Raw genomic sequence first — 11,027 nt, 5'->3', positions numbered from 1 at the left:
GGGCCGCGGTTACGCGCTCAGCGCCGGATCGGACGCGCTGACACGGCCGGTCTCAACGTGGCCGGCAAGACGACGCTCAAAGCCGGCATCGCTGCTGGCCGTGACGGTCAGGTCGTACCAGGCGTGGTGGCTGCGCAAGTCGAGGTACACCGACGCATCGTCACCGCCGCGCACTTCGCGTTGCACGCTTTCGCCCGTGTAAGCGCTCTTGATGGTGAAGACGGTCGGCGCACGGCCGTGATTGATGAGGCGCAGTTGCAGGTTGCCGTTGGCCACGTCGTAGCCTTCCTTCACTTCCAGCGCGTGACCGTGCGGACGCAGCAGGCCCGACAGCGTGAGCTTGCCGACAAAGCGGCGCAGGAAGCCGTTCGGGCCGTGCACCGTGAAGTCGTAGGCACCGCCTGCGTTCACGGCCAGCTTGTCCGACAGCCGCTTGCCTGCCTCGACCGTGTAGGTGCGCGGCGCATCCGTGCTGCCGGCGGTGTAGACGAGGAATGCAGCCCCCACGTCCCCGGTGTTCACGAATTCCAGCTGGAACTTGCCGGCGGCTTCGTCCTGCCGCCCGCGCACGAAGAGTTCGTACGGCAGCGCACGCGACGGGCGCACGCCCGCTTCCTGCTTCGGCACGGCCTGCACCAGCGGGGGCAGCGGCACGTAGCTGGCGTGGCGCAGCTTGTCCTTCGGCACGTAGGCTGCAGTGCTCGGCAATGCAGGCACCACCTCGTTGGGCGTGGCGAAGTTGAACGCCGACGTCAGATCACCGCACACGGCGCGACGCCACTTCGAGATGTTCGGCGACTTCACGCCGTGCGTGCGCTTGAAGCGCTGCTCGATGAAACGAATGATCGACGTATGGTCGAACGTTTCGGAGCACACGTAGCCGCCCTTTGACCACGGCGATACCACAAGCATCGGCACGCGCTGGCCCAGGCCGTAGCTGCCGGCACTGTACGTGCTGTTGCCCGGGAAGTATTCGCCCGTGGTATCGACCGTCGACAGTCCATTGCTGCCCGACGCGGCGAACGGTGGGACGAGGTGATCGAAGAAGCCGTCGTTCTCGTCGTAGGTGATGAACACCGCGGTCTTGCTCCACACCTCGGGGTTGGAGGTCAGCACCTGCAAGACCTGATCGATGTACCAGGCGCCGTAGTTGGCCGGCCAGTTCGGGTGCTCGGAGAACGCTTCCGGCGCGGCAATCCACGATACCTGCGGCAGCGTGCCGTTCTGCACGTCGCGCTTCAAGATGTCGAAGTAGCCCTCTCCGGCCGCTGCGTTGGTGCCGGTGCGCGCCTTGTCGTACAGCGGGTTGCTAGGCTGCGCGTTCTGATATTGCTTGAAGTACAGCAGCGAGTTGTCGCCGTAGTTGCCGATGTAGGCGTCGCTCGTCCAGCCCCAGGAACCTGCGGCGTCCAGCCCGGTACCGATGTCCTGATAGATCTTCCACGAAATTCCGGCGGCCTCCAGCACTTCCGGATACGTCGACCAGCCGTAGCCGGCTTCTGCGTTGTCGATTACCGGGCCGCCGCCGACGTTGTCGTTACCGACATAGCCGGTCCACATGTAGTAGCGGTTCGGGTCGGTCGACGTGGGCGTGGCGCAGTGATAGGCGTCGCAGATGGTGAAGGCGTCGGCCAGGGCGTAGTGGAACGGAATGTCCTGGCGTGTGAGATACGCCATCGTCGTGGTGCCCTTGTGCGGGACCCAGCCGTCATAGCGGCCGCCGTTGACGGCAAGGTGCGTGTCGTTCCAGCCGTGCGGCAAGTCTTGCAGGAACTGCAGGCCCAGATCGGGCGCACTCGGGCGGAACGGCAGCACTTCGCCCACGCCACCGGCCACCGGCTGATGCCACACGCTCTTGCCGCTCGGCAGCGTGACGGTGCGCGTATCGCCATACCCACGCACGCCGCGGAGCGTGCCGAAGTAATGGTCGAACGAGCGGTTTTCCTGCATGAGGATCACGATGTGCTGCACGTCCTCGATGTTGCGGTGCGCGTTATGGGCGGGAATCGCCAGCGCCTGGCGAATGCCTTCGGGCACCGCGCCCATGGCTGCGGAGGCAGCAGCCAGTTGGGCAGCGGAACGGAGAAAACCACGGCGACTGTTGGAGGTCATGTTCTCGTCCTGATGTCTGTGTATTTGGGAGGTTGGGGGGGACAACACGGGGCAACGCCTGACTGAGCGCGAGCGAACGCAGTCAGTCGACGGTGTGGATCACGAGAGGCACATGAGGATCAGCCGCATCGCCACCGCTCAACGCAAGCGCAGACAGCGCGGCTGCGCCTGCAGACACCACGGGCAATCGATGAGGAGCGTTGGCGTCTTGGCTTGCAGACACGGATGACCTCCTGATGACATCAGCGAGCCGGACTGTGCAGCGCGCGCCGTCCGCTCAACACGCGCTAAGGTAGAAAGGATTCATGTCGGTTACGTGAAGACGACTCGCGCCGGCACCGTCCCATCCGCCATTGGATTGATGGATTTTTGTTGCAAGTGCGAATCATTCTCACCTACACTGCAGCGCACCAAATGGTGCCTTCGCGTAGCCGACCCAACTGCCCGCATCGCGCACCTCCGTAGAAGAACGCACCTCCCGGCTGCTGGCCCATGGGAGCGTGATATTCCCGCCTGTCTCTGAAGCGGCCCCTACATCTGGACCCCCCCTGTGCTGCAGGGCCGAGCCCCGCTCGCCTGCACACGCTCATGTCCCGTAGGAGCCCTCGTGCAACGACGATCTGATACCGCCGCCCACACCGCAACCGCATCCGCTGCCGTTGCGGCCGGCAACCTCCGCCTTGAATCCATTCCTGCGCTGCGCGAAGCCGGCGTGCGGACCGAACATTGGTCGACTGCGCAGCAGTTGGCACGCCGCCGCGTGCTGTCGCGCCTGCTGCAGGCGCTGTTTCGTGAAGCGCTGCTCAGCGCAGATCAACTCATCGCCGATACACGGGCCGATGTGACCTTGCTGCCCATCTGGCAGCAGCGCGTGCTGTTGCGCTTTACCGGGCTGCGGCCCGGCGCGCTAGGAAGCTGGACGCTGACGGGCGATGTCGCCGTGCTGGCGCACGAGCGCCCGCCGACGCCGATTGAACGTCCATCAGCCCTGCTCCACTGGCTCGCGCCCATGCTGGACATGGGCGATGCCGCCGAGGCCCATCGCCTCGCCGCCATCGACCGGCTCGCGGCAGAACTCGACAACAGCCAGGACAACGACACGCTGTGCCAGGCCTATCGACTCGCCTGGGGCAAACGGCTCGCTGCCGAGCACCGCACCGCCGCGTGGCAAGACGCGCTGGCCCTGCTCTGCGGCGACGGCACGCCCCGCGCCTTGGCGCGCACCGAGCAATGGGGCACCGGCGGCCACCCGTGGCATCCGGCCTACAAGACACGGCTGGGACTGGCTCCCGACCAGGTGATTGCGCTGTCGCCAGAGTTCGAGGCACAGGTGCCCCTCGGCGTGGTGGCGGTGGCGGCGCATCGACTGCAGGTCACGACGATGGACGGTGTGCAGCCGTACGCTAATTGGTTCGCGGCGACGTTCCCGCAAACCATGGCGGCGTTTCGCAAAGCCCTGTTGGCGCGCCAGCTTGCGCCCGAAGCGTGGCTGCCGCTGCCGGTTCACCCATGGCAGCGCGACACGACACTCGGCGAGACTTTCGCCGCAGAATTTGCCGCAGGCGAATTGATCCGTTTGCCGGACATCAACATTGCCGCCCGGCCAACGATGTCATTCCGCACCGTGGCCGCGACCGACGCGCCGGGCGGTCCGATGCTCAAGCTGCCGGTCAGCATGCGGCTGACCAGCGTTGAGCGCACCGTATCGCCCAAATCGGCCGTGATGGGCCCGCGCGTGAGCGCCCTGCTGGAACGCATCCTCGCGAACGACGCAGCATTGGCGCGCGTCTTGTCGATCGTGCCGGAGCGCCATGGCATCCACTTGGCCGGCACCGACGACGATCGCGCCCGGCATCTTTCGATGATCGTGCGCGACAACCCGACCGCACGCATTGCCGGCAACGAACGGCTGCTGCCGGTCGGCGCCCTCTTCACGCCCGACTTCACCGCCGACATGACGCACGCAGCAGCACCGCTGCTGCTCGACACCGTGCTGGCGCGCCAGGCCGACGGCACGCGCGCCGAGCGGGCTGCGCGCTTTTTCGATGCGTACCTGCACGTCGCCATTCCGGCCATCGTCGGCCTCTATTTGCGTTACGGCATCGCTTTGGAGGCGCATCAGCAGAACACCTTCGTCGTCATCGACGCGGCCGGTATGCCGGTGCGGCTGGTGGTGCGTGACTTTGGTGACGTGAAGATCGCCCTGCCGACGCTGCGGGGCCAAGGCTTCTCGATCGAGCCGTTCCGTGCCGGCCACACCACGTATCCCGATCGGGACATCCCGCGCAAGAAGCTGATCCACGCCTTCCTGCTGTGCCATATCGGTGAGCTGGCGCTGGCGCTGTTTCCCGAACGCGGTAGCGCCGTCGGGCTACGCCAGTGGCATGACGCCATGCAGGCCGTGTTCGAGGCAAACCGCTCGGCGCTGGATGCCGACACCTGGAAGCAGGAGCGTCACGCGCTGCTCGAAGCGCCATGGTCGTTCAAGACGTTCGTTCGCATGCGCCTGCGCGACCAGTCCGACGATATGCACGCCGCGCTGCCTAACCCGCTGGCCGACGCGGTTCGGACATGAGCCCCGCAACGCCCGTGGACGCGTGGCGCGGGGCCATTCGGTGGCTCCTCGTCATCCAGGCCCTTTCAATGGGCGCGATGGAAATGACGGGGCCGTTCTGGCCACTGTTCCTGCGCGAGCTGTTGCCGGTGCCGCATGTGCCGTTCGCGTGGGTGGCGAGCGCAGCGTACTTCGCGCCGATGGCCGCCACGCTTGTCACCGCGCCCTGGTGGGGCCGCCTGGCTGATCGCGTCGGACCCAAGCCGATGATCCTGCGAGCGCTCATCGCGCTGGCAGCGTCGCAGCTGTGGTCGGTCTATGCGGACTCGGCGGCCAGCGTGCTGCTGGCGCGCACCGTGCAAGGCGGACTGGCCGGCTTTCTGGCAGCCGCACAGATCTACGCGATGCGCGTGGCACCTGCCGACATGCGCCGGCGCGTCTTCGCCGATCTGCAGACCGTCACGGCGTGCGGCAGCTTCATGGCGCCGCCCGTCGGTGCGTGGCTCGTGGGGTGGATGGGCTTCCGCATGGCGAACACGGCGGGCGCTGCGGTGATCCTGGCGTGCATTCCGCTGGCGATGTTCTGTCTGCCCGCCATCAAGCCCGCTCCAACGTCCGAGATCCACCAGGACGCCGACGCTCGCCGGGCAGGTCGCGCTCCGCTGGGTGGCCTGGTGATCGGGCTGCTGCTGGGCATGGTGGCAGTGCAGGCGGCGCGCGTCATGCCGCAAGGCTTTCTTGCACCCTACATCACGGAGACGCTGCATGGGTCGGTGATGCTGGCAGGCTTGGCCTACAGTGCCACGGCCGCGACACTGGCGCTGTCTGCGCGCTGGTGGGCAAAGCGTTTTGCGAGCCTGCCCGTGCATGTCACGCTGGGGCGCGTCTGTGCGTTGACCGCTGTCTGCGGCCTCACCGCGCTCTGGCAGGGCATTGCGCAAGGAGAAAACGCATTCATTGCTGCGCGCCTGGCGTGGGGCCTGTGCCTGGGCGGCCTGCTGCCGGTGCTCAATAGCCTGGTGGTGGAAACCAGCCCGGAACACCGCCAAGGCTTTGCGTTGGGGTTGTGCAGCAGCGCAGCCAAGGGCGGCGCGCTCATCGGCCTGGGCGTGGCAGCATTTTCGACGGGCTTGTTCGGGTGGCGCGCGGGTTTTGTCGCCATGGCGGCGATGTATCTTGCGGCGCTGGCAGCGCTGATCGCGGTGCGGCGCGCTGCCTCACCGCATCCCGCATCTGCTGCGGCGGGCACTCAACGCGCGTGACGTCCGGCGCGCCGCTGCAGCTGCGTCTGCTCGGCGCGCCAGGCGAGATAGCCGAGGCCGAGAAACGGCCACAGCCAGCCGATCCATTGCGACAGGCTGTTGAAATGGACGAAGCGCCCCAGCCGCCAGCTTTGCGCGGACACCCACGAATACGGGCTCGGCGGCAAGACGTTGGACAGAACGATCAGCGCAATCAGCAACGTCATGGCCAGCGCGCCGCGCAACCAGCGCGGCAGCCGCACCAACAGCACGAGCACCAGCGAGCCGACAATCAACCCGAATCGCGCACCGGAGGAAAGCCAATCCCACGCGCCGCCCAGCGGAAACTGCAGCACCGTCGCCCCCGCCTTGACCAGCAGCGCGCCGGCCAGCAGCGCAGCCAGCAAGCGCAGCATGGGCGCACCACGGCGCATGGCCACGCTGGCCAGCAGCCCCGTGCCGATCCAGCTGCAAGCGGTGATGAGCGCTTCCAGCAGTTCCTGGCGCTGCAGTGCTTCCGGGTGCGCCGTCAGCTTGTCCTGCCAGTCGAACAGCTCGGGAAACCAGCCGTTAAGGAGATTGACCACAAACGCATCCGGCGATGGATCGAGCAGGATGCTGCGGATCACTCCGCCCATGCTGAAGAGGAATTCCTGCGGAAAAATCTGTGCGAACGGCCACACCAGCATCAGCAGGATGGCAAAGGTCGCATGTGGCTCGAACCACCGGCGGCGCAGGCGGCGCAGCCCGCCGCGGTCGATCAGCCGCGCCGCAAAAGGCAGCATGACGAGGCCGCCCAGCAACGCGCCCAGCGTGTTCGTCGCCAGATCGACATTGGAGGACACGCGCGTGGGCAGATAGGTCTGGATCGCCTCCATCGCGCCGGAGAGCAGTAACCCTGCCAGCATCGCCAGCAAGACCGCGCGCCAGCCGGTGATGCGCGGGTGCAGTGCCAGCACCGTCAGCATGCCCAGCGGCATGTAGCCCCACACGTTGGTGAGCATGTCAAAGGCGGTGTTGTAGCGCGGCAGCGGTGCGCTCAGGAAGGCGAACGGCGACACGCCGGTGTCTGTCCAACCGGCAAACGGATACAGGCTTGCGTAGACGACCAGCAGCACGAACCACCCCAGCCCGGCGCGCGCAAGCGGCGAGTGGCGATGCTGGGTGGGTGCAGCGGGTTGCGCGTGGAGGTCCGTCACCGGAAGAAGCGAGCTAGAAAGAGGAGCGGACGTGGCCGGAAAAAGCCGTCCATCATAGCGTCCGATGCCGCGCATCACGGATGGTTCCTCCATCCGGTTCAGAGGTGGCGGTATTAGCGCCGGCGCGAGCCAAGTGCAGCGCCGGGCGTTGCCGGTGTCGAAGGGGCGGACGCCGCGAGCGGCAGTCCCGCCACCCAGTCGAGCACCTCGCCGATGGCCTTGTCCGATGCCTGCGTGAGGGCGGCCACGCCGCCTGCAGCGTCCGGGCTCGGGGCCGGCGCGTCCGCCTGTACCACGCGCTGGTCGATCACACCGCGCGCCAGTGACACGGTTGCACGCAGGCGCACCACGCCGCGGCTGGCATCGGGCCTGTCGAATACCTGTGAAAAATCGACCAGCTCGACACGCAGGCTCGGCACATCGGGCGTGGGATAGCCGATCACCTGGCCACGCCCTGCCGCCGCATTGCGCAAACGGGCATCGAACAGACTCACGGGCGATTCCACCCAGCGGCTGTTGGCGTAGGCGTCGGTACGCTGGCCTTGCGCATAGGCGAGGCGGTAATAGATGGCGTTGCCGTCCATCCAGCCCGGGCCGGCCACGTCGGCCACGCGCAAGGCGGTGGGCAGGCGCGCGCCAGCGCTTGCGGCCGGCGCGAGTCCAAAGTCATAGAGGGCGGCGGGCGCCACCGGCGCGCTGGAGCAAGCTGCCAGCAGCGACAGCGCCATCAGGGCAGGCAGCGCGCGCGCGCGGCGGAACACAGCGGACAACATCGGCATGGAATCTCCTCAGGGCTGAGCCGAAGCGCGGGCGGCGGGCGCGGTGAAGCCGGTTTCACCGGGGCCGGGCGCGCCGGGTGCGGGGCCAAACAGCACGCTTTGCGGCCGGGCGTTGAAGTCGGTCACGGCATGGTCGAAACCGCGCACGGCCTGGCGGGCCTCGCGTGCAAAGCCATTGAGCTGCGGCAGCGTTTCGTACGTCAACACGTTGGCTGCGGATTGCATCGACTGCGTTGCGGCCGTCAGATCGGTGCCGGCACCGGAGAGCGTCGTCATCAACGGCCCCTTCGGATCGGACAGCGACTGCGTGAGCTTGCGCGTGGCCACCAGCGTGGAATCGAGGTTGTCAGCAATCTGCGGCAGGCGGCGCATGGTCGGCTCCGCCTGCTGCGCGAGCGAGCTGTAGGCGTCCATCGTCTTCTGAAACGATTGCAGCGACGCAGTGACCTGCTGGCGGTGCTCGTCGTCGAACATGATCGACAGCGAACTGAGCGTCTGATCGAGCTTGGACAGCATCTGGTCGCCGCGCTTGTCCAATTCGTCCAGAAAGCCGGCATCCATGCGGATGCGCGCGGGATCCTTCTGGGAAGTGGCCAGACGCACGGGACTGGGCGCGTGCTGGCTGTTGTCGAAACCGCGGTCGTCGAGCTGCACATAGGCGAGGCCCGTCACGCCCTGGTACGCCAGGCGCCCATACGTCGTCGTGGTGATGGGCGCATCCTTGTCGACCAGCACACGCACGACGATCTGCCCCGGCACCTTGTCGTCAAACCGGATGCTGTCGACCTTGCCGACGTCCAAGCCGCGGTATTTTACGGAAGCCTGCGGGTTCAGCCCGTTGACAGTGGAGCGGGTGACCACTTCGTAGGGCACGCGCACGGTCTGGTCTCGGTTGAACCACATGACCGCCAGGCCCATGAAGATGGCCAGCCCGATCGTAAACAGCCCGGCCAGGAATGCGTGGGCTTTGTTTTCCATCAATCCTCCTGCGTCGAAAGCGAGGCCGCAGCCACCGCCTCCGTCATCTGCGGGCCCAGCGCCATAAGGGCCCGTTTGCCCCGTTCACCGAGGAAATATTCCTTGATGAAGGGATGATCGATCTGAATGATCTGCTCCAGCGGCTTGGCCGCCAGCACCTTGCGATCCGCCAGCACGGCAATGCGGTCGGACAGCGCCACCAGGGTGTCGAGATCGTGCGTCACCATCACCACCGTCAGGCCCAGTTCCTGGCGCAGTTCGCGAATAAGCGCGACGTAATCGTCCGATGCGCGCGGGTCCAGCCCGGCGGTCGGCTCGTCCAGAAACACCAGTTCCGGCTCCAGCGACAAGGCCCGTGCCAGTGCCACGCGTTTGATCATGCCGCCCGACAGGTCCGACGGCATCTTGTCGGCATCGGTGGATTTGAGGCCCACCATCTGCAGCTTGAGCATCGCCACGCGCTGGATGAACGCGTCGGGCAGCGTGCGCAATTCGCGCATCGGCAACGCCACGTTGTCGATCACGGACAGCGCCGAGAACAACGCACCGTGCTGGAACTGCATGCCCCAGCGGTTACGCATCGACTGCAGATCGTTGCCCACCTGGCAGGTCAGCTCTTCGCCAAAGATGTGGATCGTGCCCGAGGTGGGTTTCTCCAGCCCCACCACCTGGCGCAGCAACGTCGTCTTGCCGCTGCCCGAACCGCCGACGATGGAAAGCGCCTCGCCGCGAAATACGTCCAGATCGATGTTGTCGAGCACGGTCACCTTGCCGTAGCGCTTAGTGACGTTGCGCACCTCGATCACGCGATCGCGCGCGGGCGTAATTGCCGACGGTTCCGCTGCGGGCTTGATGTGAGGATGGCGGGGCCGGGTCATATCCCGACGTCCTTGAAGAGGATGGCGAACACCGCATCGGCGAGTATGACGATGGTGATCGACACCACGACGGACGTCGTCGTGCCCTCGCCCAGGCTCTGCGTGTTGGGCTGGATGCGCAGGCCGAAGTGGCAGGCCACCAGCGCGATCAGCATGCCAAACACCACGCCCTTGCCGATGCCGAGCCACAGGTTGGCCACCGGCACCGCATCGGGCAACGAGGTGATGAAATACGTCGGACTGATGTCGAGCTGGAACTTGGCCGCGAGAATACCGCCCGCCAGCGCGAGAAGATCCGTCCACGCCACCAGCAGCGGCATGGCGATCGCCAGCGCAATCACCTTGGGCAGGATCAGGCGGAAACCGTGCGAGATGCCCATCACGCGCATCGCATCCAGCTCCTCGGTCACCCGCATCACGCCGATCTGCGCCGTGATGGCCGAGCCCGAACGCCCCGCCACCAGAATCGCCGCCAGCACCGGCCCAAGCTCGCGGATGATGGCCATGCCCAAAATGTTGACGATGAAGATGCTGGCCCCGAACACGCGCAGCTGGTTGGCCGACAGGTAGCTCAAAACGATACCGATCAAGAAGCCCACCAGCGCCGTGATGCCCAGCGCCTTGTAGCCCGTGCTGTAGATGTTGGCGGAGATTTCGCGCCACGGCCCGCGATGCGGCGCGCGCACGAACCTGCCCAAGTCGAACACGAGCTGGCCGACCATGGCGATGCCATTGCTCGCGTGATCGAAAAAATCGAGCATGCCCTCGCCGAGGATCGCCACGGGGTTCATGCGGGGCGCCAGACGCTGCTTCCAGCCGCCGGGGTCGAGCTTCGCAACACGATCGAGCATGCGACGCTGGTCGGGCCGGGCATCCAGATGTTCGGGCCACTGATTGCCCCAGGCACGCCAGAGCAGTTGTGCGCCAAAGTGGTCGATACGGCCGACTTCGGTCAGGCACCACGCGTTGGCGTTGTCCAGCCCGGCGCGGATCTGCTGGCGCGCGCTGCGCACGCCGGCGCGTTCGGCCAGGGCAAGCGTGGTCCAGTCGCCAGAGAGAAAGGCGACGGAGCGTCCATCGACAACGCGCACTTCAAGCTGCGGTGTACGGCAGGTGATCAAACGGGTCTCCGTCAGCGGTGATGCCGGGTATCGGTCGAATTGTAGCCAACGCGCCGCCGAACACTGTCACACTGGCTCCCACACTGTGAGGCCTTTGCGTCGCTTGAAGCAAGCGCCACGCCCATGTTTGCAGCGCCACTCGTACAATGCGCCCATTCTTAGCGC

The 11,027-nt window shown here is 66.3% G+C and carries 9 protein-coding genes; 2 read left to right on the top strand and 7 right to left on the bottom strand.

Annotated features, from left to right (window positions below; genetic code table 11):
* Positions 1 to 9: 9 nt before the first annotated feature.
* Together AAHM38_RS20120 and AAHM38_RS20115 are read right to left on the bottom strand one after the other, a co-directional pair.
* A complete protein-coding gene (locus tag AAHM38_RS20120) occupies positions 10 to 2,112 on the bottom strand; it encodes a phosphocholine-specific phospholipase C (RefSeq protein ID WP_116576713.1) in 2,103 nt (700 codons plus the stop codon).
* 82 nt (positions 2,113 to 2,194) lie between these two features.
* Positions 2,195 to 2,335, bottom strand: coding sequence for a hypothetical protein (locus AAHM38_RS20115; RefSeq protein WP_155647578.1), 141 nt, complete (start codon positions 2,333 to 2,335; stop codon positions 2,195 to 2,197).
* Between the two features lie 384 nt (positions 2,336 to 2,719).
* Here AAHM38_RS20115 and AAHM38_RS20110 point away from each other — a divergent pair, with 384 nt between their 5' ends.
* Complete coding sequence (locus AAHM38_RS20110; RefSeq protein WP_116576714.1) at positions 2,720 to 4,687, top strand: NRPS-independent rhizoferrin synthetase; 1,968 nt, start codon at positions 2,720 to 2,722, stop codon at positions 4,685 to 4,687.
* Positions 4,684 to 5,928 (top strand): rhizoferrin export MFS transporter, encoded by a 1,245-nt coding sequence (locus AAHM38_RS20105; RefSeq protein ID WP_116576715.1) that lies wholly within the window; start codon positions 4,684 to 4,686, stop codon positions 5,926 to 5,928. The genes AAHM38_RS20110 and AAHM38_RS20105 overlap by 4 nt, the downstream gene beginning before the upstream one ends.
* On the opposite strand, the gene AAHM38_RS20100 is transcribed toward AAHM38_RS20105, so the two are convergent.
* The 5 genes from AAHM38_RS20100 to AAHM38_RS20080 are packed head-to-tail and all read right to left on the bottom strand — an operon-like array spanning position 5,916 to position 10,862.
* Entirely contained in the window at positions 5,916 to 7,181 is a 1,266-nt protein-coding gene (locus AAHM38_RS20100) for a VanZ family protein (RefSeq protein WP_116576759.1), read from the bottom strand. The genes AAHM38_RS20105 and AAHM38_RS20100 overlap by 13 nt on opposite strands.
* Before the next feature lie 38 nt (positions 7,182 to 7,219).
* The gene (locus AAHM38_RS20095) at positions 7,220 to 7,885 is read right to left on the bottom strand and encodes an ABC-type transport auxiliary lipoprotein family protein (RefSeq protein WP_116576716.1); all 666 of its coding nucleotides are present in this window, start codon (positions 7,883 to 7,885) and stop codon (positions 7,220 to 7,222) included.
* A gap of 9 nt (positions 7,886 to 7,894) precedes the next feature.
* Positions 7,895 to 8,863, bottom strand: coding sequence for an MlaD family protein (locus AAHM38_RS20090; RefSeq protein WP_116576717.1), 969 nt, complete (start codon positions 8,861 to 8,863; stop codon positions 7,895 to 7,897).
* Positions 8,863 to 9,741 (bottom strand): ABC transporter ATP-binding protein, encoded by an 879-nt coding sequence (locus AAHM38_RS20085; RefSeq protein WP_116576718.1) that lies wholly within the window; start codon positions 9,739 to 9,741, stop codon positions 8,863 to 8,865. The genes AAHM38_RS20090 and AAHM38_RS20085 overlap by 1 nt, the downstream gene beginning before the upstream one ends.
* Positions 9,738 to 10,862: an MlaE family ABC transporter permease gene (locus tag AAHM38_RS20080; protein WP_012760998.1), complete on the bottom strand. Its 1,125-nt coding sequence runs from the start codon at positions 10,860 to 10,862 to the stop codon at positions 9,738 to 9,740. The genes AAHM38_RS20085 and AAHM38_RS20080 overlap by 4 nt, the downstream gene beginning before the upstream one ends.
* Positions 10,863 to 11,027 lie beyond the last annotated feature (165 nt).

The organism is Ralstonia sp. OTU4908, assembly GCF_038440115.1.
GTDB lineage: Bacteria > Pseudomonadota > Gammaproteobacteria > Burkholderiales > Burkholderiaceae > Ralstonia > Ralstonia pickettii.
This window is presented reverse-complemented; position numbering and strand designations above follow the sequence as displayed.

Excerpts from the sequence above, each read along its gene's own strand:
- AAHM38_RS20120 (WP_116576713.1), bottom strand. The coding sequence starts at position 2,112 with ATGACCTCCAACAGTCGCCGTGGTTTTCTCCGTTCCGCTGCCCAACTG.
- AAHM38_RS20085 (WP_116576718.1), bottom strand. The coding sequence starts at position 9,741 with ATGACCCGGCCCCGCCATCCTCACATCAAGCCCGCAGCGGAACCGTCG.
- AAHM38_RS20105 (WP_116576715.1), top strand. The coding sequence starts at position 4,684 with ATGAGCCCCGCAACGCCCGTGGACGCGTGGCGCGGGGCCATTCGGTGG.
- AAHM38_RS20095 (WP_116576716.1), bottom strand. The coding sequence starts at position 7,885 with ATGCCGATGTTGTCCGCTGTGTTCCGCCGCGCGCGCGCGCTGCCTGCC.
- AAHM38_RS20090 (WP_116576717.1), bottom strand. The coding sequence starts at position 8,863 with ATGGAAAACAAAGCCCACGCATTCCTGGCCGGGCTGTTTACGATCGGG.
- AAHM38_RS20100 (WP_116576759.1), bottom strand. The coding sequence starts at position 7,181 with ATGCGCGGCATCGGACGCTATGATGGACGGCTTTTTCCGGCCACGTCC.